This window comes from Micromonospora sp. NPDC049048, from assembly GCF_043197615.1.
GTDB lineage: Bacteria > Actinomycetota > Actinomycetes > Mycobacteriales > Micromonosporaceae > Micromonospora.
Window position 1 is genome coordinate 14,707 of sequence record NZ_JBICTM010000018.1, and the last position, 24,678, is coordinate 39,384.

Consider the following 24,678-nt stretch of genomic DNA (forward strand, 5'->3'; position numbering starts at 1 on the left):
ATGAGCTCCGTACTGGGGACAACGGTCAGGAATCGGTTCCGTCAAGCGCCAGCCTGACGAGGGTGTCGGTGTCGAGGTCGTCGAGGTCCAGGACCTCGTCGGTGGGCTCGGCCCCGGTACCGCCGTCGGCGTCGGCGAGGTTGAGCAGCAGGTCCAGCAGCCCGGCCTCGCGGATGCGGGCCAGCGGGATCGCCGCGAGCGCCTGCCGGACGGCCACCTCCGCCGGGTCGCCGTCGTCCGCCTGCGCCGCCTCGGGCAGCAGGCCGTCGAGCAGGTTCTCGGCGAGCACGGCCGGGTTCGGGTAGTCGAAGACGAGGGTCGCCGGCAGCGACAGGCCGGTCGCGCCGGTCAGCCGGTTGCGCAGCTCGACCGCCGTCAACGAGTCGAATCCGAGTTCCTTGAAGGCCCGCTGGGGCTTGACCCGGTCGGTGCCCGCGTGGCCGAGCACGGCGGAGGCGTGGGTACGCACCAGGTCGACCAGGTGCCGGACCCGCTCGGGGCGGGGCAGGGCGAGCAGGTGTTCCCGCAGGGCGTCGGCCGCCCCGCCGGGCTGCTGCTCCCCGGCCAGGGCGTGCAGCGCCTCCCTGGCCTCGGCGATGTCGTCGAGCAGCGGCCGGGGGCGGGCCGAGGCGTACGCCGGGGCGAAGACCGTCCAGTCGACGTCCACCACGGTCAGCGCCGCCCGGGGCAGGCCCACGGCGTACCGCATGGCGTGCACGGCGTCGGCCGGCGCCATGGCGGTCAGGCCGCGCCGGGCCAGCATCTGCTGGGCCTCGCCCGTGGCCATGCCGCCGTCGGCCCACGGTCCCCAGGCCACGGACGTCGCCGCCAGGCCACGGCCGCGACGGTGCTCCGCCAGCGCGTCGAGGAAGGCGTTTCCGGCGGCGTACGCGGACTGCCCGCCGCTGCCCCACACCCCGGCGATGGAGGAGAAGAGCACGAACGCGTCCAGCGGCCGGTCGCCGAGCAGGGCGTCCAGGTGCAGCGCGCCGGCCACCTTGCCGTCGAGCACGCCCGCGAACGCGGCCAGGTCGGTGTCGGCGATCAGGCCGGACTCGCCGGCGCCCGCCGCGTGGACCACGGCCGTCAACGGCGCGGGGTCCTCGTCGAGGCGGGCCAGCAGCGCCGCCACCTGGTCACGGTCGGCGACATCGCAGGCGACGACCGACGCCCGGACGCCCTGCGCGGTGAGTTCCGCGCGCAGTTCCACGGCCCCCGGTGCGCGCTCGCCGCGACGGCTGGTCAGCACGACGTGCTCCGCCCCGTTGGCCGCCGCCCAACGGGCCACGTGCGCGCCCAGCGCGCCGGTGCCGCCGGTGACCAGCACCGTGCCGCACGGCTGCCACCGCTGCGCCGTGTCGGGGGCGGCGGGTGCCGAACGGACCAGGCGACGGACGAACACCCCGGAGGGGCGTACGGCCAGCTGGTCCTCGTCGCCGGCGCCGGTCACCACCCGCGCCAGCCGGTCCCACGCCGTCGCGTCGGCCTGCTCGGGCAGGTCCACCAGGCCGCCCCAGAGCTGGGGGTGTTCCAGGCCCGCCACGAGCCCCAGGCCCCAGAGCCCGCTCTGGGCGACGCCGGGCACGGTGTCCCCGTCGCCGGTGCTGACCGCGCCCTGGGTCAGGCACCACAGCCGGGCGGTCGCCCCGGTGTCGTGCAGGGCCTGGAGCAGCAGCAGCGTGGCGGCCGTCCCGACGGGCACGGCCGGGTGCGCGGGGTGCGGCTGGTCGCGGAGGCCGAGCAGGGAGAGCACGCCGGTGACGGGGCCGTCGGCCAGCACGTCGGCCAGCCGTCGGGCGAGGCCCGCCCGGTCGGTGCCGACCGGGTCGACGGTGAGCCGGACCACGTCGGCGCCGACCTCGGCGAGGGCCTTGGTGACCGCCTCCGCCCGGGTGCCGTCCGCCAGGTCGTCCTGCGCCGTCACGAGCAGCCACACGCCGGGCCGCGCCGGGTCGGCGGTGATGTCGGTGCGCTTCCACCCGACCCGGTACGACCACGCGTCGAGGACCGCCCGCTGCGTACGCGCCCGGTGCCAGGTCGACAGGACCGGCAGGGCGGGCGTGAGGGCGTCCAGGGCGGCGCCGTCGTCGCCGAACTGCGCGGCGAGCGCGCTCAGGTCGCCGCTTTCGACGGCGCTCCAGAAGTCGGCGTCGCCGCCGTGGGTCGCCGCCTGTCGTGGCCGGCTCGCCGGCTCGGGCCAGTACCGCTCCCGCTGGAAGGCGTACGTGGGCAGGTCCACCCGCCGCGCACCGCTGTCGGTGAACCACTGCCGCCAGGACACCGGCACCCCGTGCACGTGCAACTCCGCCAGGGCGTGCAGCAACGCCTGCGCCTCCGGGCGGTCCCGACGCTGCACCGCGACAGCCAGCACAGCGTCGTCGTCGGGCAGCACGTCGGCGGCCATCGCCGTCAGGACGCTCTGCGGCCCGACCTCCAGGAACGTGTCCACACCGGCGCTCCGCAGCGCGGTGATCCCGTCGGCGTAGCGCACCGCCTCGCGGACGTGCCGCACCCAGTACTCCGGGGTGCGGATCTCGTCGACCTCAGCGAGTGCCCCGGTCACGTTCGACACCATCGGCAGCAACGGCGCGGAGAACGTGAGCCCGGACAGGACCGCCCGGAACTCGTCGAGCATCGGCTCCATCAACGGACTGTGGAACGCGTGGCTGACGGTGAGCCGGCGAGTGCGGGTACCCCGGTCCCGCCAGAGTCGCTCCACCTCGTCCAGCGCGTCGACGGCACCCGAGACCACCACGGCGGCCGGACCGTTGACGGCCGCGATACCGACGCGGTCGGTCAGCCCGGCGAGAGACTCCGCCACCGCCGCCTCGTCCGCCGCTACGGCCAGCATCCCGCCGCCGGTCGGCAGCGCCTGCATCAGACGACCCCGCGCGGCCACCAGCGCGCACGCGTCGGCCAGCGACAACACACCGGCGACGTGCGCGGCCGTCACCTCACCGATCGAGTGACCGGCCAGCATGTCCGGCACGATCCCGAACGACTCCACGAGACGGAACAACGCCACCTCGACCGCGAACAGGCCCGCCTGGGTGAACACCGTCTGATCGAGCAGCTCCGCCTCAGCGGAACCCGCCTCAGCGAACAACACCTCCCGCAACGGACGCGGCAGCAACGAATCCAGCTGCCCACACACCTCGTCCAACGCCGCCGCGAACACCGGGAACTCGCCGTACAACTCCCGACCCATGCCCGCACGCTGCGCACCCTGACCCGAGAACACCAGCGCGAGCTGGCCGCGTACGGCGGCGGAGCCGGTCACCACAGCTCCCGACGGCTCGCCCGCCGCGACGGCGGCGAGGCCCGCCAGCAGCTCTTCCCGGCTCGCACCGGACACGACCGCCCGGTGCTCCAGCGCGGCCCGCGACACCACCGACGACCAGGCCACGTCCATCCCGCGTGGGGCCTCGTCGGTGGCGAGCCACCGCGCCCACCGGCCCGCCTGGACGGCCAGCGCGGCGGCGTCGCGGGCAGACAGCAGCACCGGCACCACCGGCGGCACGTCGCTGGCGACGACCTCGCCCTCGACCACCTCGGCCGGCGGCTGCTCGATGATCACATGCGCGTTCGTACCGGAGATGCCGAACGACGACACCGCCGCCCGACGCGGCCGACCCACGGCCGGCCACGGGGTGGGTTCGGTCGCGAGGGCCACCGCCCCGGAGGTCCAGTCGATGTGCGGGGACGGCTCGTCCACGTGCAGGGTCGGCGGGACCAGACCGTGGCGCATCGCCAGCACCATCTTGATCACACCAGCCACACCGGCAGCCGCCTGCGTGTGCCCGATGTTCGACTTGATCGAGCCGAGCAACAGCGGCTCCCGCCCCTGCCGGTCCTGACCATACGTGGCCAGGACGGCCTGTGCCTCGATCGGGTCGCCCAAGGTCGTGCCGGTGCCGTGCGCCTCCACGGCGTCCACATCGGCCGGAGTCAGCCGCGCGTTCGCCAGGGCCTGACGGATCACGCGCTGCTGCGACGGGCCGTTCGGCGCCGTCAGCCCGTTCGACGCGCCGTCCTGGTTGACGGCGCTGCCGCGTACCACCGCCAGGATCCGCCGGCCCTCCCGCTGGGCGTCCGAGAGCCGCTGCACCAGCAGCACCCCGACGCCCTCGGACCAGCCGGTGCCGTCGGCCGACGCCGCGAACGACCTGCACCGGCCGTCGGCCGACAGACCGCGCTGCCGCGAGAACTCCACGAACGTGCCCGGCGTCGCCATCACGCTCACGCCGCCGGCCAGCGCCAGGTCGCACTCGCCGCTGCGCAGCGCCTGCACCGCCAGGTGCAGCGCCACCAGGCTGGACGAGCACGCCGTGTCGACGGTCACCGCGGGGCCTTCGAGGCCGAACGTGTACGCCACCCGGCCCGACAGCACGCTGCCCGAGTTGCCGGTGCCGATGTAGCCCTCGACCTCGGGCGTCTCCATGAGCCGCGTCGAGTAGTCGTGGTAGATGACGCCCGCGAAGACGCCGGTCCGGCTACCCCGCAGGCCCGAGGGGTCCAGGCCCGCCGACTCGAACGTCTCCCAGGACGCCTCCAGCAGCAGCCGGTGCTGCGGGTCCATGGCGAGGGCCTCACGCGGCGAAATGCCGAAGAAGCCGGGGTCGAACTCCGCCGCGCCGTACAGGAAGCCACCGTGGCGGGTGTACGAGGTGCCGGCGTGGTCGGGGTCCGGGTCGTACAGGGACTCCAGGTCCCAGCCCCGGTCGGCCGGGAACTCCCCGATGCCCTCCCCACCGGTGCTGACCAGCTTCCACAGCTCGTCGGGAGACTCCACCCCGCCCGGGTAGCGGCAGGCCATGCCGACGATCGCGATCGCCTCGTCGGCGTCGCCGGCCGTCGCCTCGTCCGGGGCGGCGACGACGCCGGGCCGGGTGCCGGCGAGTTCCGCGTACACGTGGGCCGCCAGGACCTGCGGGGACGGGTAGTCGAACACCAGGGTCGAGGTGAGCCGCAGGCCGGTCGCGCCGTTCACCCGGTTGCGCAGCTCGACGGCGGTCAGCGAGTCGAAGCCCAGGTCCTTGAACGCCCGGTCGGCCGGCACCGCCTCGGCGCCGCCGTGCCCGAGCACCTGCGCGACCAGGCCCCGGACCAGCTGGTCGACCTGCGCGAGGCCGTCCTCGGCGCTGAGGCCGGCGAGCCGGTCGGCCCAGCCGCCGGCGGCACCCTGCCCGGCCCGACGACGGGTCGTCGCCACGTCGACCAGGTTGCGCAGCATCGGCGGTACGACCGCACCGGCGGCGGCCGCCCGCAGCGCGGGTACGTCGATCGCGGCCGGCACCAGCACCGCCTGCTCCGCCTCCACCGCGGCGTCGAACAGTTCCAGCCCGGTGCGGGCGTTCATCGGCCGCAGGCCGGCGCGTGCCGTCCGGGCCCGGTCGTTGCCGCCGATCGAGGCGGCCATGCCGGCGGTGTCCCACATACCCCAGGCGAGGCTGACCGCCGGCAACCCCAACTGCCGCCGATACACCGCCAACCCGTCCAGGAACGCATTACCCGCCGCATACGCCGACTGACCCGGCGAACCGAGCACACCCGCCACCGACGAGAACACCACGAACAAATCCAGATCCAGCGACGCCGTCGCCTCGTGCAACAACCAACCCGCCGACACCTTCGGCGCCAACACCCCGGCGAGACGCTCCTCGGTGACCCGCTCGATCACCCCGTCGTCCAACACACCCGCGGTGTGCACCACACCCGCCAGGCGGCCCCCGGCGGAGACCTCGGCCACCAGCGCACCGACCTGATCCCGGTCCGTCACGTCGCAGGCGATGATCCGCACCGACGCACCCAACGCCGACAACCGCTCCGACAACTCACCCGCGCCCGCAGCCTCCAGACCACGCCGCGACACGAGCACCAGCGACCGCACCCCGTGCACCGACACCAGATGCTCCGCCACCAAAGCACCCAACGCACCCGTACCACCGGTCACCAGCACCGCGCCGTCACCCACCACGGCGGCGTCCGCCGACGCCGGAGCGACCGCCCGCACCAGACGCGGCACGAGCACCTCGCCGGAGCGTACGGCCAACTGGCCGCCGGCCGGGTCTGCGGCGAACCGGGCCAGGATGCCCAGCGTGCCGGGGTTGATCGCGTCGTCGACGTCGGCCAGGACGATGCGACCGGGGTGCTCCGACTGCGCGGAGCGCAGCAGGCCCCACACGGCCGCGGCGGCCAGGTCGCTCACCCGGTCCCCGTCGCGGACGGCCACCGCGCCCCGGGTCACCACCACCAGCTTCGAGTCGGCCAGCGCGTCGACTGCCAGCCACTCCTGCACCAGGCCCAGCACGTCGGAGGCCACCGTACGTACGGCCTCCGCCGGGTCGCCGTCGTCGACGGGCGACGCGGCCGGCGTGAAGAGCAGCAGGCGCGGCGGGGCGATGCCGGCGTCGATGGCGGCCCGCAACTGCCGGATCGTCTCGGCGGAGGGACCGCCGGGGACGCCCGGCAGGGCCGGCCCACCCAGGATCGCCCAGCCCGACGCGTCGTCGACCGGCTCGGCCTCCTCGACCTGCCAGACCACCTCGAACAGGGAACGGGACGCCGCGCTGGCGGCGGCCACGCCGGTCAGCTCCCGCAGGACGAGGGAGTCCACCGACACCACCGGCGCGCCCGCCTCGTCGCGGGCGGTCAGCCGTACCCCGGAGCCGTTGCGGGTCAACCGCACCCGCAGCAGCCCCGCGCCGGAGGCGTGCACCTGCACACCCTCGAACGCGAACGGCACGCGCGGCCCGCCCGACTCCTCGGTGCCGGGCAGCAGCCCGATCGGGTGCAGAGCGGCGTCCAGCAGCGCCGGGTGCACGCCGAAGCGCCCCGCCTCCGCCGTCGCGTCGTCCGGCAGGGCCACCTCGGCGTACACGTCGTCCTCGGCGGTCCACACCCGACGCAGACCCTGGAACACCGGCCCGTACGACAGGCCGTGCTCGAGCAGCGCCGGGTACCAGCCGGTCAGGTCCACCTCGGTGGCGCCGGCGGGCGGCCAGGCTGCCGTCTCCGGCTCGTCGGCGGTGGCCGGTTCCAGCACGCCCTCCGCGTGCCGGGTCCAGCCCGCCTCGGGGTCGTCGTCGGGGCGGGAGTAGACGGCGACGGGGCGCTGCGGCGACTCCGACGCGGACACCCGCACCTGGATCCGTACGGCGCCGGACTCGGGGAGCACCAGCGGCACCAGCACCGTGAGGTCCCGCAGCCGCGGCAGCTCCACCTCGTCGCCGGCGCGTACGGCCAGCTCGACGAGGGCCGTGCCCGGCACCAGCGTCACGCCGGAGACCACGTGGTCGGCCAGCCAGGGGTGGGTGGTCAGGGAGATCCGGCCGGTCAGCACGACCTCGTCGTCGCCGGCCAGGTCCACGGCCGCGCCGAGCAGCCCGTGCTCGGCCACGCCGAGGCCCGCGCCGCTGACGTCGCCGGCGCGCAGCCGGCCCACGGCCGGCCAGAAGCGCTGCCGCTGGAACGGGTAGGTCGGCAGGTCGACCGGGCGGGTCCCGGCCGGCAGCAGGGCGGTCCAGGTGACCGGCACGCCGTGCGCGTACAGCTCCGCCAGCGCGTGGACCAGCGACGCCGGCTCGGGCCGGCCGGGGCGCAGCGTCGCCACGACCGCCGTCAACGGCGCGGCGTCGTCCGGCAGGCAGGCGCCCACCATGCCGGCGAGCACCGCGTCGGGGCCCAGTTCGAGGAAGGTACGGACGTTGCGCTCGCGCAGGCTCGCGACCCCGTCGGCGAACCGGACCGTCTCCCGGACGTGCCGGACCCAGTAGTCGGGGGTGCCGATCTCGTCGGGGTCGGCGACCTGCCCGGTCAGGTTCGACACGATCGGCAGGACGGGCCAGTGGAACGTCAGCCCGTCGAGCGCCTGCCGGAACTCGGCCAGCATCGGCTCCATGAGCGGGCTGTGGAACGCGTGGCTGACGGTGAGCCGGCGCGTGCGTACGCCCCGGTCCTTCCAGACCCGCTCCACCTCGTCGAGGGCCTCGGCGGCGCCGGAGACCACGACGGCGGCGGGGCCGTTGACGGCGGCGACGCCGACCCGGTCGGCGAGCGGGGCGATCGACTCGGCCACCGCGTCCTCGTCGGCGGCGACGGCGAGCATGCCGCCGCCGGCCGGCAGAGCCTGCATGAGCCGGCCCCGCGCCGCGACCAGCGCGCACGCGTCGGCCAGGCTGAACAGGCCGGCCACGTGTGCCGCCGCGATCTCGCCGATGGAGTGCCCGGCCACCAGATCCGGCATGACGCCGAGCGACTCCATCAGCCGGAACAGCGCCACCTCGACGGCGAACAGGCCGGCCTGGGTGAACACCGTCTGGTCCAGCAGCTCCGCCTCGGGCGTGCCCGCCCCGGCGAACAGCACCTCCCGCAGGGGACGCGGCAGCAGCGGATCCAGGTGGCCACACACCTCGTCCAGCGCGGCGGCGAAGACCGGGAAGGCCGCGTACAACTCGCGACCCATGCCGGCACGCTGCGCGCCCTGACCGGAGAAGAGGACGGCGGTCCGGCCGCTGCGGGCGACCCCCCGCACGACGGCGGCCGAGGGCTCGTCGTCGGCCAACGCGCCGAGGGCGGCGAGCAGTCCGGCGCGGTCGCCGGGCAGCAGCACCGCGCGGTGCTCGAAGGCGCTCCGGGCGGTGGCGAGCGCCCGGCCGACGTCGGCGACGGTCAGGTCCGGCTCGTCGTCGACGAGGGTCCGCAGCCGGCGCGCCTGCTCGTGCAGGGCGGCGGCGTCGCGGGCCGACAGGACGCAGGCGACCAGGTCGCCCGGTACGTCCGGGGCGGGCGGCGCGGCCTGCGCCGGGGCGGGCTCGGGAGCCTGCTCGATGATGGTGTGCGCGTTGGTGCCGCTGATGCCGAACGACGACACCGCCGCCCGACGGGGCCGGTCGACGGCCGGCCACGGCCGCGCCTCGGTGAGCAGGGCGACCGCCCCGGCGGTCCAGTCGATGTGCGGGGAGGGCTTCTCGGCGTGCAGGGTCGGCGGCAGCATGCCGTGCCGCATCGCCAGCACCATCTTGATCACGCCGGCGACGCCGGCCGCCGCCTGGGCGTGGCCGATGTTCGACTTGATCGAGCCCAGCCACAGCGGGCGGTCCTGCGGTCGGCCCTGCCCGTACGTGGCCAGCAGCGCCTGCGCCTCGATCGGGTCGCCGAGGGCGGTGCCGGTGCCGTGCGCCTCGACGGCGTCCACGTCGGTGGTGACGAGCCGGGCGTTGGCGAGCGCCTGCCGGATCACCCGCTGCTGGGCGGGGCCGTTCGGCGCGGTGAGGCCGCTGCTGGCGCCGTCCTGGTTGACGGCGCTGCCCCGGACCACGGCGAGCACGCGGTGGCCGTTGCGCTGCGCGTCGGAGAGGCGCTCCAGCAGGAGCATGCCGACGCCCTCGGCGAAGCCGGTGCCGTCGGCGCCCGCGCCGAACGCCTTGCACCGCCCGTCGGGCGACAGGCCGCGCTGCCGGGAGAACTCGGTGAGCATGCCGGGGGTGGACATGACGCTCACCCCGCCGGCGAGGGCGAGGCGGCACTCGTCCTGCCGCAGCGCCTGGGTGGCCAGGTGCAGCGCCACCAGCGACGACGAGCAGGCCGTGTCGACGGTGACGGCGGGCCCCTCCAGGCCGAACAGGTACGAGATGCGGCCCGACGCGACGCTGCCGGCGCTGCCGTTTCCGACGTGTCCGTCCAGTTCGTCGGTGCCGCCGGCGGCCTGGGAGGCGTAGTCGTGGTAGATCAGGCCGACGTAGACGCCGGTGCTGCTGCCCCGCGCCGAGTGGGGGTCGATGCCGGCCCGCTCGAAGGCCTCCCAGGACGTCTCCAGCAGCAGCCGCTGCTGCGGGTCCATCGCCAGGGCCTCCCTGGGGGAGATCCCGAAGAAGGCGGCGTCGAACTGGGCGGCGTCGTGGAGGAAGCCGCCCTGGCGCGGTACGGCCCCGGGGTCCTCACCGCCGGCGCGCAGGTCGTCGAGGTTCCAGCCCCGGTCGGTGGGGAAGGGCGAGATGACGTCGGCGCCGGCGGTGACCACGTTCCAGAGCTGCTCGGGGGTCTGCACGTCACCGGGGAACCGGCAGGCCATGCCGATGATGGCGATCGGTTCGTCGAGGGCGGCGGCGGTGCCGACCGCGACGGGCCGGTCCACGGCCGCCGCGCCGCCGAGTTCCCGGTCCAGGAACTCGGCGAGCACCACCGGGGTCGGGTAGTCGAACGCCACGGTCGCGGGCAGCCGCAGCCCGGTCGCGGCGGAGAGCCGGTTGCGCAGCTCCACCGAGGTGAGCGAGTCGAAGCCCAGCTCCTTGAAGGCGCGCTGGGCGTCGACGCTGTCCGCCGAGCGGTGCCCGAGCACGGCCGCCACGCTGGTGGCCACCAGGTCGAGCAGGTAGGAGCGCCGCTCCGCCGGGCCGAGCGTCGCCAGCCGGTCGCGTACGGAGGCGGTGTCCGCCGGGCCACGACCCACCGCGCGCCGGGCCGGGCCGCCGGCCCGGACCAGGTCCCGCAGCAGGCTGGGTACGTTCTGGCCGGTCGACCGCGACGCCGGCGGCAGGTTCATGAGGACGAGGTGCGCGGTGCCGCGCTGCCGCGCCAGCTCGTACAGCGCCACGCCCTGCCGGTCGGTCAGCGGGGCGCTGGTGGCGCGGATCGCCTTGCGGTGCTCGCTGCCGCCCAGGTGGGCGGTCATGGCGCTGCTGGTCGCCCACAGGCCCCACGCGAGGCTGGTGGCGGGCAGCCCCTGCTCGCGGCGGTGCTGGGCGAGGGCGTCGAGGAACGCGTTCGCGGCCGCGTAGTTACCCTGCCCCGGCGAGCCCAGGGTGGCCGCCACCGACGAGAACAGCACGAACGCCGACAGGTCCAGATCCCGCGTGGCCTCGTGCAACGCCCACCCGGCGTCCACCTTCGGCACCAACACGGCATGCAGGGCAGACTCGTCCAGCGAACCGATGGTCGCGTCGGCGATCACCCCGGCGGTGTGCACCACGGCGGTCAGCGGGTGCTGTGGGTCCACCAGTTCCAGCAGCCGGTTCACCTGCGCGGGGTCGGCCACGTCGGCGGTGCCGACGGTGACCCGGGCGCCGGCGCGGGTCAGCTCGTCGACCAGGTCCTGGTACTGCTCGGGGCCACGGCGGGAGGCCAGCAGCAGGTGCCGCGCCTGGCCGGTGGCGACGAGGTGGCGGGCGAACACTCCGGCGAGGGCGCCGCCGGCGCCGGTGAGCAGGACGGTGCCGTCGGGGTCGGCGGGCGCGGGCACCCGCAGGACGACCTTGCCGATGTGGCGGGCCTGGCTGATGTGGCGCAGCGCCTGGCGGGCCTGGCGCACGTCCCACGCCCGCAGGGGCAGCGGGCGCAGCACGCCCTGCGCGAACAGGGCGAGCAGTTCGGTGAGCATCTCGCCGATACGCCGGTGCCCGGCCTCGTTCAGGTCGAAGGCGCGGTAGGTGACGCCGGGGTGGTCGGCGGCGACCGTCTGCGGGTCGCGTACGTCGGCCTTGCCCATCTCCACGAACCGGCCACCGCGCGGCAGCAGCCGCAGCGACGCGTCGACGAACTCACCGGCCAACGCGTCGAGCACCACGTCCATCCCGGCGCCGCCGGTGGCCGCGCCGAAGGTCTGCTCGAACTCGGTGGTCCGCGAGGACGCGATCCGCTCCCCGGCCACCCCGAGGCCGCGCAGGACGTGCCACTTGCCGGGGCTGGCGGTGGCGTACACCGTCGCGCCCCAGTGCCGGGCGAGCTGGATGGCGGCCATGCCGACGCCGCCCGCGCCGTTGTGGATCAGCACCGACTCGCCGGCCCGCAGGTCGGCGAGGTCCCGCAGCGCGTAGTACGCGGTCAGGAACACCACCGGCACGGAGGCCGCCTGCGCGAAGGACCAGCCGGCGGGGATCTTCGCCACCAGGTCGCGGGTGGCGATCACCTCGGGGGCGAAGGCCGGCTCGAACATGCCGAGCACCCGGTCGCCGGGCACCAGGTCGGTCACGCCCGGGCCGACCTCGACCACGACGCCCGCGCCCTCACTGCCCATCACAGCCGCCGGATCCGGGTACATGCCCAGCCCGATCAGCACGTCCCGGAAGTTCACGCCCGCCGCGCGCACCGCGATGCGCACCTGACCCGCGTCCAGCGCCACGGAGGCGGCGGGCACCATGCCGACGCCGTCCAGGGTGCCGGGGCTGACCGCACCGACCCGCCACAGTCCGGCCGGCGGGACGAGCTCCTCGGCGGCCTGCCCGGCGGGCCGGCCCAGGCGGGGCGTACGCACCTCGTCGCCGCGTACGGCCACCTGGCCGCCGGTGGGCGACGGGTCCTCGACCACGGCGGCCAGCACGGCGAGGGTGGCCGGGGTGAGTTCGCCGTCGACGTCGGCGAGGACGATCCGCCCCGGGTGCTCCGACTGCGCCGAGCGCAGCAGTCCCCAGACCGCCGCGCCGGGCAGGTCCCGCACCGCGTCGGCCGGGGTGGCGGCCACCGCCGCGCGGGTCAGCACCACCAGCGTCGTGTCGGCCAGTGCCTCGCTGTCCAGCCAGGAGCGCACCACGTCCAGGACCCTGGCGGTGGCCGTACGGACCAGGTCGGGCAGGTCCCCCTCCGGGGTGCCGGCGGGCACGGGGACGACCAGCGCGCGGGGTGCCTCGACCGACCCGGCCGCGACCGCCTCGGTCAGCTCGTCGACGGTCGGGAACACCGCCGTGGCCAGGCCCGCCGGGGCGTCCCCGTCGCCGAGCAGCGCCCAGCCGGAGACGTCCCGCGCCGGGGTGACCGCCTCGACCTGCCACGTCACCTCGAACAGCGACCGCTCCGCGGCCTCCGCGCCGGTGGCGTCGCTCATCTCCCGCAGTGCGAGCGACTCGACGGACACCACGGGCGCGCCGGACTCGTCGCCGGCCACCAGCCGCACGCGCGAGCCCGCCCGGGTCAGCCGTACCCGCAGCGTCCGGGCGCCGGAGGCGTGCACCTGCACGCCCTCGAACGCGAACGGCACGCGCGGTCCGCCGGAGCGCTCGTTCAGCAGCAGTCCGACGGGGTGCAGCGCGGCGTCCAGCAGCGCGGGGTGCACGGCGAAGCTGGCGGCGTCGCCGGCCGCCTCGTCCGGCAGGGCCACCTCGGCGTACGCCTCGTCGCCGGCGGTCCACAGCCGCCGCAGGCCCCGGAACGCCGGCCCGTACGCCAGGCCGCGCTCCGCCAGCGCCGGATACCAGCCGGCGAGGTCCACCTCGGTGCCGCCGGCCGGCGGCCAGGAGCCCAGCGTCGGCTCGTCGGTGGCCTGTTCCAGCAGGCCGTCGGCGTGCCGCGTCCAGGCGTCCTCGGGGTCGCCGTCGGGCTGCGAGTGCACCGCCACGGGCCGGGCACCGGAGCCGTCGGCCGCGCCGACGCGCACCTGCACACGGACCGCGCCCGCGTTCGGCAGCACCAGCGGCGCGGCGACGGTCAGCTCCCGCAGCCGGGAGGCGCCGACCTCGTCACCGGCGCGCACCGCGAGTTCGACCAGGGCGGTGCCCGGCAGCACCACCGCGCCGCCGACCACGTGGTCCGCCAGCCAGGGGTGCGTGGACGCCGACAGCCGGCCGGTGAGCACGACCTCGTCGTCGCCGGCGAGCCGCACCGCCGCGCCGAGCAGCCCGTGCCCGGCCGCGCCCAGTCCCGCCCCCGACACGTCGCCGGTCGCGGAGCGGTCGAGCGCCGGCCAGAACCGGTCCCGCTGGAAGGCGTACGTGGGCAGGTCGACCGGGGTGGCGCCGGAGCCTGCGAACACGCGCGACCAGTCGACGGGCACGCCGGCGACGTGCAGGTCACCGAGGTTGGCCAGCAGTTGCCGCGGCCCGTGCTCGTCTCGGCGCAGCGAGCCCACCACCACGCCCGCGCCGGTGCCCCGGTCGAGCGCGTCCTGCACGGCGATCTTGAGTACGGGGTGTGGGCTGACCTCGACGAAGGCGCGGAAGCCCTGCTCGATCAGCTGGTCCACGACCGGCGCCAGCCGGACCGGCTCCCGCAGGTTGCGGTACCAGTAGTCGGCGTCGAGCCCGGCGGTGTCGATCGGTCCACCGGTGACGGTGGAGTGGAAGGCCACGCTGGTGGACCGGGGCTCCACCGTGCCGAAGCAGGCGGTCACCTCGTCGCGGACCGGTTCGACGTGGGCGCTGTGCGCCGCGAAGTCGACGGCGATCTGCCGGGCGCGGATTCCCCGCTCGGCGCAGTGCGCGAGCAACGCGGCGACCGACGCCGAGTCGCCGGCGACCACGGTCACGGCGGCCCCGTTGAGGGCGGCGACGGAGAGGCTCCCGTTCCACGGCGCGATGAGCTGCTCGGTGTCGGCGGCGGGGAGCGGGACGGAGACCATGCCGCCGCGACCGGCGATCGCCAGCAGGCCCCGGCTGCGTGCCACGACGAGCCGCGCCGCTTCGGCGAGGCTCAGCGCGCCGGCGACGCAGGCCGCGGCGAGTTCCCCCTGCGAGTGCCCGACGACGGCGGCCGGTTCGACGCCGCACGACCGCCAGAGCTGCGCGAGGGACACCATGACGGAGAAGAGCACGGGCTGGACCACGTCCACCCGGTCCAGGGGCGGCGCGCCGGGCGCCTCCCGCAGCACGTCCTCCAGGGACCAGTCCACCAGCCGGGACAGTTCCTCGGCGCACTGGTCCATCCGCTGCCGGAAGACCGGCGAGGTCTCCAGCAGGTCCAGCGCCATCCCCGTCCACTGGGAGCCCTGGCCGGGGAAGACGAAGACGACCTTCGGCGCGGCGTCCACGCCGGCCGGCGCGCTGTCGCTGGCGGCGAGATCGGCCAGTCGGGTGGCCGCGTCGTCCCGGTCGGCGGCCACGACGACCGCGCGGTACGGGTGGTGCGCCCGCTGGGTGGCCAGGGAGAAGCCGAGGTCGCGGGGGTCGAGGTCGGCGTCGGCGGCGAGCCGTTCGCCGAGGCGGGCGGCCTGCGCCCGGAGCGCGCGGGCGCTCCTGCCGGAGACCGGCAGCGGTACGGCGGCGGGCCCGACCAGGCCGGGGACGTTCCCCGCCGGGGCGGGCGCTGCCGGGGCCGGCTCGTCGGGCGCCTGCTCGATGATGGTGTGCGCGTTGGTGCCGCTGATGCCGAACGACGACACCGCCGCCCGGCGGGGCCGGTCGACGGCCGGCCACGGCCGCGCCTCGGTGAGCAGGGCGACCGCCCCGGCGCTCCAGTCGACGTGGGGCGAGGGCTCGTCCACGTGCAGGGTCGGCGGCAGCATGCCGTGCCGCATCGCCTGCACCATCTTGATCACGCCGGCCACACCGGCAGCCGCCTGGGAGTGGCCGATGTTCGACTTGATCGAGCCGAGCCAGAGCGGCTCCCCGCCGTCGCGGTCCTGCCCGTAGGTGGCCAGCACCGCCTGCGCCTCGATCGGGTCGCCGAGGGTGGTGCCGGTGCCGTGCGCCTCCACGGCGTCCACGTCGGCCGGCGTCAGCCGCGCGTTCTCCAGGGCCTGGCGGATCACCCGCTGCTGCGACGGGCCGTTCGGGGCGGTCAGCCCGTTGGACGCGCCGTCCTGGTTGATGGCCGAGCCGCGCAGTACGGCGAGTACCCGGTGCCCGTTGCGTCGCGCGTCGGAGAGGCGCTCCACCAGCAGCATGCCGACGCCCTCGGACCAGCCGGTGCCGTCCGCGCCGGCGGCGAACGCCTTGCACCGCCCGTCCGGGGCCAGCCCGCCCTGGCGGGAGAACTCGGAGAACATGCCGGGCTGCGCCATCAGCGCCACCCCGCCGGCCAGGGCCATGTCGCACTCGCCGCCGCGCAGCGCCTGGGCGGCGAGGTGCAGCGCCACCAGGGACGAGGAGCAGGCGGTGTCGACGGTGACCGCCGGGCCTTCGAGGCCGAACGTGTAGGCGACCCGCCCGGAGGCGACGCTGCCCGCCGTGCCGGTCAGCAGATGCCCCTCGAGGCCGTCGAGGTCGTCGCGTCCGCTGGTGGCGTAGCCGGAGGAGGCGGCGCCGATGAAGACACCGGTGGCGGTGCCGCCGAGCGCGGCGGGGTCGATGCGGGCGTACTCGAAGCTCTCCCAGGCGGTCTCCAGCAGCAGCCGCTGCTGCGGGTCCATGGCGAGGGCCTCGCGGGGGCTGACGTTGAAGAAGCCGGCGTCGAAGTCGGCCGCGTCGTAGAGGAATCCGCCCTGGTGGGTGACGGTGCCGCCGGCCTGGTCGCCGTCGGTGCCGTACAGCCGGTCGAGGTCCCAGCCGCGGTCGGTCGGGAAGTCGCCGATGGCGTCGGCGCCGGAGGTGACGAGCTGCCACAGCTGCTCGGGGGTGCTGACGCCGCCGGGGTAGCGGCAGGCCATGCCGATGATGGCGATCGGCTCGTCGGCGTCGGCGGTGACGACGGTACGGACCGTGTGGCCGGTGCCGGTGGCCGGGCCGAGCTGCGCGAGCAGGTGGTCGGCCAGCCGGGCCGGGGTGGGGTGGTCGAAGGCCAGCGTGGCGGTCAGCCGCAGGCCGGTGGCCGCACCCAGTCGGTTACGCAGTTCGACCGAGGTCAGCGAGTCGAAGCCCAGTTCCTTGAAGGCCCGGGTGGCGGGGACCGCCTGCGCCGAGGCGTGCCCCAGCACCGTGGCGGCCTGGCCGCAGACGAGGTCGACGAGGGCCTGGCGGGCGTCCGCCTCGGAGAGGCCGGCGAGCCGGTCGCGCCACGACGTACCGGCGGTCGGCTGGTCGGTGGCCGTGCGGCGCCGGCCGCCGCGCATCAGGTGCCGCAGCAGCGGCGGTACGTGGCTCGCCTCGCCGGTGACCTGGAGTCGGGCCGCGACGACGACCGGCTGGACCGCCGGCAGGGCGGCGTCGAAGAGTTCGGCGCCCTCGGCCGGGGAGAGCCGGCTCATCCCGACGCGCCGCAGCCGCTGCTGGTCGTCGCCGTCGAGGTGGGCGGTCATCGTGCTGTCGGTGGCCCACATGCCCCAGGCGACGCTGGTGGCGGGCAGCCCCTGCTCGCGGCGGTGCTGGGCGAGGGCGTCGAGGAACGCGTTCGCGGCCGCGTAGTTACCCTGCCCCGGCGAGCCCAGGGTGGCCGCCACCGACGAGAACAGCACGAACGCCGACAGGTCCAGATCCCGCGTGGCCTCGTGCAACGCCCACCCGGCGTCCACCTTCGGCACCAACACGGCATGCAGGGCCGACTCGTCCAGCGAACCGATGGTCGCGTCGGCGATCACCCCGGCGGTGTGCACCACGGCGGTCAGCGGGTGCGCCGGGTCGATCCCGGCGATCAGCTCGCTGACCTGCGCGGGGTCGCTGACGTCGACGGCCACGGCGGTGACGTCGGCACCCGCGTCGGTCAGGTCCCGGACCAGGGTGGCGTAGTCGTCGCCACCGTCGCGGCCGGGTGCGCGGCGGGAGGCCAGCAGCAGGCGCCGGGCCTGGCCGGTGGCGACCAGGTGCCGGGCGAGTACGCCGGCCAGGGCCCCGGCCGCGCCGGTGACCAGCACGGTGCCCTCGGGGTCCACGGGCGCGGGGATGCGCAGCACGACCTTGCCGACGTGGCGGGCCTGGCTGACGTGCCGCAGCGCCTGGCGGGCCTGGCGCACGTCCCACGCCCGTACGGGCAGCGGACGCAGTGCGCCCCGCGCGAAGAGGTCGAGGATCTCGGTGAGCATCTCGCCGATGCGGGTGCTGCCCGCCTCGTTCAGGTCGAACGCGCGGTAGACCACGCCCGGGTGCTCGGCGGCCACCTCCTCCGGGTCGCGTACGTCGGCCTTGCCCATCTCCACGAACCGGCCACCGCGCGGCAGCAGCCGCAGCGACGCGTCGACGAACTCACCCGCCAACGCGTCGAGCACCACGTCGACCCCAGCACCGCCGGTGGCCGCGCCGAACGCCTGCTCGAACTCGGTCGTCCGCGAGGACGCGATCCGCTCCTCGGCCACCCCGAGGCCCCGCAGCACGCCCCACTTGCCGGGGCTCGCCGTCGCGTGGACGGTGGCGCCGAGGTGGTGCGCGAGCTGGATGGCGGCCATGCCGACGCCGCCCGCGCCGTTGTGGATCAGCACCGACTCGCCGGCCCGCAGCCCGGCCAGGTCCCGCAGCGCGTAGTACGCGGTCAGGAAGACCAGGGGAACCGACGCCGCCTGGGTGAAGGACCAGCCGGCGGGCATCTTGGCGATGCGCTGCCGGTGGGCGACGGCCTGCGGGCTGAACCCGAGCTCGAACATGCCCATCACGCGGTCGCCGGGCACCAGGTCGGTCACGCCCGGGCCGACCTCGACCACGACGCCCGCGCCCTCACTGCCCATCACCGCCGCCGGATCCGGGTACATGCCCAGCCCGATCAGCACGTCCCGGAAGTTCACGCCCGCCGCACGCACCGCGATACGCACCTGACCCGCGTCCAGCGCCACGGGAGCGGCGGGCACCATGCCGACGCCGTCCAGGGTGCCGGGGGTGACGGGGGCCAGGTGCCACGCCCCCGGCGGCGGGGTCAGCTCGTCGCCCACGGGCCGCATGAGCCTCGGCACCAGGGTGTGTTCGCCCCGCAGCGCCAGCTGTCCACCGGAGACCGACGGGTCGACCGCCGCCCCGGCCAGTACGGCGAGGTTCGCGGGGGTCAGCTCGCCGTCGACGTCGGCGAGGACGATCCGGCCCGGGTGCTCTGACTGCGCCGAGCGCAGCAGGCCCCAGAGCGCCGCGGCGGCCAGGTCGGTGACCCGGTCGTCGTCCGCGGCGGCCACCGCGCCCCGGGTCACCACCACCAGCTTCGAGTCCGCCAGCGCGTCGGCGGCGAGCCAGGACCGCAGCACGTCCAGGACGGCGCCGGTGAGCGCCCGTACGGCCGCCGGCATTGCGGTGCCGGAGTCGCCGGTCGGCACCGCCAGCAGCACCTGCCGGACGGTGGCGCCGCTCGCTCCCAGAGCCGCCACGTCCGCGAAGACCGGCAGCTCCGGCAGCCCGGCCGGGGCCGAGCGGCCCAGCGCCGCCCACCCCGTCAGGCCGTCCACCGCGACGACCTGCTCTGCCTGCCAGGCCACCTCGTACAGCGAGCGGGCGGCGGCGCCCCGGGTCGCCGTCGCGGTCATCTCCCGCAGCACCAGGGAGTCCACCGACACCACCGGCGCGTGCGAGCCGTCGCAGGCGACCAGCCGCACCCCGGAGCCGTCCCGGGTCAGCCGCACCCGCAGCGTCCGGGCCCCCGAGGCGTGCACCTGCACGCCCTCGAACGCGAACGGCACGCGTGGCCCGCCCGTCGCCTCCGACGCGAGCAGCAGCGCCACCGGGTGCAGCGCGGCGTCCAGCAGCGCCGGGTGCACCCCGAACGCGTTGGCCTCGCCGGCCGCCCCGTCCGGCAACGCCACCTCGGCGTACGCCTCGCCGTCGGCCGTCCAGGCCCGCCGTACGCCCCGGAACACCGGCCCGTACGACAGGCCGTGCTCCGCCAGCGCCGGATACCAGCCGGTCAGGTCCACCTCGGTCGCGCCCGCCGGCGGCCACTCGCCGATGCCCGGCTCGTCGGTCGACACCGGTTCGAGCAGGCCGTCGGCGTGCCGTACCCACTCGGTGTCGTCGTCGTCCTCGGGCTGGGAGTACACGGACAGCGCGCGGACGGCGGCGTCGTCGGCCGCGCCGACGCGCACCTGGACGCGCACGGCGCCGGAGGCGGGCAGCACCAGCGGCGCGGCCACGGTCAGCTCCCGTACGCGCGACGCGCCCACCTCGTCGCCGGCGCGTACCGCCAACTCCACCAGGGCGGTGCCCGGCACCACCACGTTGCCGCCGACCACGTGGTCGGCCAGCCACGGGTGCGTCGACGTCGACAGCCGGCCGGTCAGCACCACCTCGTCGTCGCCGGCGAGCCGCACCGCCGCGCCGAGCAGCGGGTGCCCCGCGACGCCGAGGCCGGCGCCCGACACGTCGCCGACCCGCCACGGCAGCACCTCGGGCCAGAACCGCTCCCGCTGGAAGGCGTACGTGGGCAGGTCCACCCGGGCGGCGCCGGTGTCGGCGAACCACTCCTGCCAGGACACGGGAACCCCGTGCACGTGCAGCTCGGCCAGGGCGTGCAACAGCGCGTGGACCTCCGGCCGGTCCCGACGCTGCACGGCGACAGCCAGCACACCGTCGTCGTCGGGCAGCACGTCGGCCGCCATCGCGGTCAGGACGCTCTGTGGCCCGATCTCCAGGAACGTGTCGACGCCCGCCTCGCGTAGGGCGGTGATCCCGTCGGCGTAGCGCACGGCCTCCCGGACGTGCCGCACCCAGTACTCCGGAGTGCGGATCTCGTCGGCGTCAGCGAGCGCACCGGTCACGTTCGACACCAACGGCAGCGCGGGCGCGGCGAAGGTCAACCGCTCGACGATGCCGCGGAAGCGCTCCAGCACCGGCTCCATCAGCGGGCTGTGGAACGCGTGACTGACGGTCAGCCGGCGGGTACGCGCGCCCCGGTCCCGCCAGAGCCGCTCGACCTCGTCGAGGGCGTCGACGGCGCCGGAGACCACGACCGAGGTCGGGCCGTTCACCGCGGCGATGCCGACCCGGTCGGTCAGCCCGGCGATCGACTCCGTCACGGCCGCCTCGTCGGCGGCCACGGCGAGCATGCCCCCGCCGTCCGGCAACGCCTGCATCAGCCGGCCCCGCGCCGCCACCAGCAGGCAGGCGTCCTGGAGGGACAGCACCCCGGCCACGTGCGCGGCGGCGACCTCACCGATGGAGTGCCCGCCCACGAAGTCCGGCGTGACGCCCATCGACTCCACGAGCCGGAACAACGCCACCTCGACCGCGAAGAGCCCGGCCTGGGTGAACGCGGTCTGGTCCAGCAGCTCCGCCTCGGCGGAGCCCTCGGGCGCGAACAGCACCTCCTTCAGCGGGCGCGGCAGCACCCGGTCCAGGTGCCCACACGCCTCGTCGAGGGCGGCGGCGAAGACGGGGAACTCGTCGTACAGCTCCCGGCCCATGCCGGCACGCTGCGCGCCCTGGCCGGAGAAGAGCACCGCCAGCGGCCCCCGGTCCCCGGCCTGGCCGGTGACCACCGTGCCCGACGACTCCCCCGCCGCCAGGGACCGCAGGCCCGCCAGCAGTCCCGGACGGTCCTCGGCGAGCAGCACCGCGCGCCGGTCGAGCGTCGCGCGGGACACCACCGACGAGAAGGCCACGTCGAGCGGACGCGAGCCCTCGTCGTCGGCCAGCCAGCGGGCCCACCGGTCGGCCTGCGCCGACAACGCGGCCGGCTGCGCGGCGGCGAGCAGCACCGGCGCCACGGCGGGACGGCGGGACGGCGTGGCCTCGTCGCCGGCCGGGTCGGGCGTCGGCGCCTGCTCCAGGATCAAGTGGGCGTTGGTGCCGCTCATGCCGAACGACGACACGCCGGCCCGGCGGACGTGGTCGCCGCCGGCCCACGGGCGCGCCTCGTCGAGCAGGGACACGGCCCCCGTCGACCAGTCGATGTGCGGGGACGGCTGCGCCACGTGCAGGGTGGGCGGCAGCACGCCGTGCCGCATCGCCATCACCATCTTGATGACGCCGCCAGCGCCGGCGGCGGCCTGTGGGTGGCCGATGTTCGACTTCAGCGACCCCAGCCACAGCGGCCGGTCGGCGGACCGTCCCTGGCCGTACGTGGCCAGCAGCGCCTGCGCCTCGATCGGGTCGCCGAGCCGGGTGCCCGTGCCGTGCGCCTCGACGGCGTCCACGTCGGACGGGCTGAGCCGGGCGTTCTCCAGGGCCTGCCGGATGACCCGCTGCTGGGCGGGGCCGTTGGGGGCGGTCAGGCCGCTGCTGGCGCCGTCCTGGTTGACGGCGCTGCCCCGGATCACCGCCAGGACGGGGTGACCGTTGCGTCGGGCGTCGGAGAGCTTCTCGACGAGCAGCATGGCGACGCCCTCGGACCAGCCGGTCCCGTCGGCGTCGGCGGAGAAGGCCTTGCACCGCCCGTCGGAGGCGAGCCCCCGCTGGCGGGAGAACTCGACGAAGGCGCCGGGCGTGGCCAGCACGGTCACGCCACCGGCCACGGCGAGGGAGCACTCGCCGTCGCGCAGCGCCTGGCCGGCGAGGTGCAGGGCGACCAGCGACGACGAGCAGGCGGTGTCGATGGTGACGGCCGGCCCCTCCAGCCCGAAGGAGTACGCCAACCGGCCGGACATCACGCTCGCGGCCGTGCCGGTGAGGACGTAGCCCTCCGTGCCCTCGGGCAGTTGCCGCAGCACGGACGTGTAGTCCTGCCCCGCGGTGCCGACGAACACCCCCGTACGGCTGCCCCGCACCGACGCGGCGTCGATGCCGGCCCGCTCGAAGACCTCCCAGGTCACCTCGAGCAGGAGCCGCTGCTGCGGGTCCATGGCCAGCGCCTCGCGCGGCGAGATCCCGAACAGGGTCGGGTCGAACAGGCCGGCGTCGCGCAGGAAGCCGCCCCGGTTGCTGTACGTCGTGCCGGGGTGGTCGGGATCGGGATCGTAGAGCCCGTCGAGGTCCCAGCCCCGGTCGTCGGGGAAGGTGCCGGTGGCGTCCACGCCACCGGCGACCAGGTCCCAGAGGTCCTCCGGTGAGGTGACGCCGCCGGGGAAGCGGCAGGCCATGCCGACGATCGCGATCGGCTCGGCGTCCTCGTTCTCCAGCTCGGTCAGGCGCCGGCGCGCCAGGCGAAGCTCGGAGGTCACCCACTTCAGGTGTTCGAGGAGCTTGTCTTCGTCCGCCATGACCCACCCGCCCAGAGCTTGCTATCGATCGGAATCTGCCGATTCGTTGACCACACCACCGCCGACGGGCCGGCTTCGTGCACAGGTGGGTGGAGACATGGCCGTTCGGCTCACGAACCCCACACCTGTTCCTGATTCCGGTTGTCGTGCCTGCTCAGGCACCCGCCACGCCGGGCAGTCCCGCCGACACATGCCCGCCACCGTGACTGGACGGTACTGAGCGCCCATCGCCCGCCCAACCCCTAGAGAACCCCTGATCGACCGGCCCGCGAGGACCGTCGCGGCAGGTCCCGCGAGCGGCGGTGACCAGCGTCGCGAGGGCCGCTCAGGCCGGCTGTCCGGCGACGGCCGGCAGGATGCGGCGCAGCCGCCCCGGAGGCGTCGAGCGGCGGCGCCACTCCCGTGGGTAGCCCACCGAGACCTCCTCGAACCGAACCCCGTCGTACCAGGTGGTGCGCGGGATGTGCAGGTGGCCGTAGACGGCGACGCGGGCGTCGAAGCGGACGTGCCAGTCGGCCGTGGCCTCGGTGCCGCACCACTGGGCGAACTCCGGGTACCGCAGGATCCGGGTGGGCTCGCGCACGAGCGGGAAGTGGTTCACCAGGACGGTGGGCAGCCCGTTGCGTTCGGCGCTCAGCCGGCGCTCGGTCAGGGCGAGCCGCGCCCGGCACCACGCGTCCCGCGTCGGGTACGGGTCGGGATGCAGCAGGATCTCGTCGGTGCAGACCACGCCGACCTCGTGGGCCCGCGCCAGGGCCTGCTCCTTCGTGTACGTCCCGGCAGGCCGGAAGCTGTAGTCGTAGAGCAGGAACAGCGGCGCGATCAGGACCGGGTCGTCGCCCTGCGGGTCCCACACGGGGTACGGGTCCTCCGGGGTGACCACCCCGAGGCCCCGGCACAGCTGCACCAGGTGCTGGTAGCGCGCGTCCCCCCGCAGCTGGATCGGGTCCTCGCGGGGAGTCCACAGCTCGTGGTTGCCGGGGGCCCAGATCACCTTGGCGAAGCGGCGGCTGAGCAGTCCCAGCGCCCACTCGATGTCGCTGACGAACTCCCCGACGTCGCCGGCGACGACGAGCCAGTCGCCGTCGCGTTCCGGCCGTAGCCGTTCGACGATGGCCTTGTTCTCCGCGTGCACCACGTGCAGGTCACTGATGGCGAGCAGTTGAGGCAGGCCGGATCCGGCCATGCGGACCTCCCGATCCATCCGGGGCACCGCACGCACCCACATCCGTACCGTTCGCTGCTGGTGGGCACGGCGAGACGGCCTGACGGGCTCCGACCCTACGGAGCCGGATCGGCACCGGCACACCCCTAGACAGGGTCCGTGGACCCCTAGGCGGCCGTGCCCGCCCGACGGCGCCGGCCAGGCGTCCGGCGCCGTCGGGTCAGCTCGAATCCGGTCAGGACTTGCCGAACTCCCGCTGGATGATGTCGAACAGCTCCTCCCGGCTCGCCGACTCCAGTTCCTCCTCGACGGTTGGCGCCGGCGCGGTGGCGGCGGGTCGTCCGCGCCACCTCGCCACCAGATCCTCCAGCCGACCGATGACCGCGTCGTCGACCTGATCGCCCGGCAGCCCGCCGAGGAGCTGGTCGAGGCGTTCGATCTCCGCCACGATCGGCAACGCCGGCTGCTCGGGCGCCAGCTCGGCTCCCAGGTGCGCGGCGAGCGCGTGCGGGGTGGGATGGTCGAAGACGAGGGTGGCGGGCAGCCCGATGCCGGTTTCGGCGGTAAGCCGGTTGCGCAGCTCGACGGCGGTCAGCGAGTCGAAGCCCAGTTCGAGGAAGCCCCGGCCGGGCCTGATCCCGCTCGGCGTGGCGTGGCCCAGCACCGCCGCGGCGGTGCCACGGACCAGGTCCAGCAGGATGCGGTCGCGCTCCGGCCCGGAGGCGGCGGCAAGCCGCTCGCGCAGCGCCGACGCCGCGCCGCGATCCGCGTCGCTGGACGTCTCCTCGCCGTGCTCGGCCTGTGCTTCGGGGATTTCGGTGAACAACCGGGACGGACGCAACGCCGTAAACGACGACACAAACCGATCCCACCGCACATCCGCCACCACCAC

The 24,678-nt window shown here is 75.5% G+C and carries 3 protein-coding genes; all 3 read right to left on the minus strand.

From position 1 onward, the window contains the following. Positions 1–25: 25 nt before the first annotated feature. The 3 genes from ACGFIG_RS30330 to ACGFIG_RS30340 all read right to left on the minus strand — a co-directional run bounded on the left by ACGFIG_RS30330 (position 26) and on the right by ACGFIG_RS30340 (position 24,645). Entirely contained in the window at positions 26–22,621 is a 22,596-nt protein-coding gene (locus tag ACGFIG_RS30330) for a type I polyketide synthase (RefSeq protein WP_393008739.1), read from the minus strand. Positions 22,622–22,946: 325 nt separating this feature from the next. Continuing rightward, positions 22,947–23,807 carry a metallophosphoesterase family protein gene (locus tag ACGFIG_RS30335; protein ID WP_393008741.1) on the minus strand — a complete coding sequence of 287 codons (861 nt, stop codon included), beginning with the start codon at positions 23,805–23,807 and terminating at the stop codon, positions 22,947–22,949. Between the two features lie 214 nt (positions 23,808–24,021). Continuing rightward, positions 24,022–24,645, minus strand: coding sequence for a phosphopantetheine-binding protein (locus ACGFIG_RS30340; protein WP_393008743.1), 624 nt, complete (start codon positions 24,643–24,645; stop codon positions 24,022–24,024). Between the last annotated feature and the right edge of the window lie 33 nt (positions 24,646–24,678).

What these genes read in the sequence shown, in the direction of transcription:
- ACGFIG_RS30330 (WP_393008739.1), bottom strand. Translation starts at nt 22,621, where the DNA reads ATGGCGGACGAAGACAAGCTCCTCGAACACCTGAAGTGGGTGACCTCC.
- ACGFIG_RS30335 (WP_393008741.1), bottom strand. Translation starts at nt 23,807, where the DNA reads ATGGCCGGATCCGGCCTGCCTCAACTGCTCGCCATCAGTGACCTGCAC.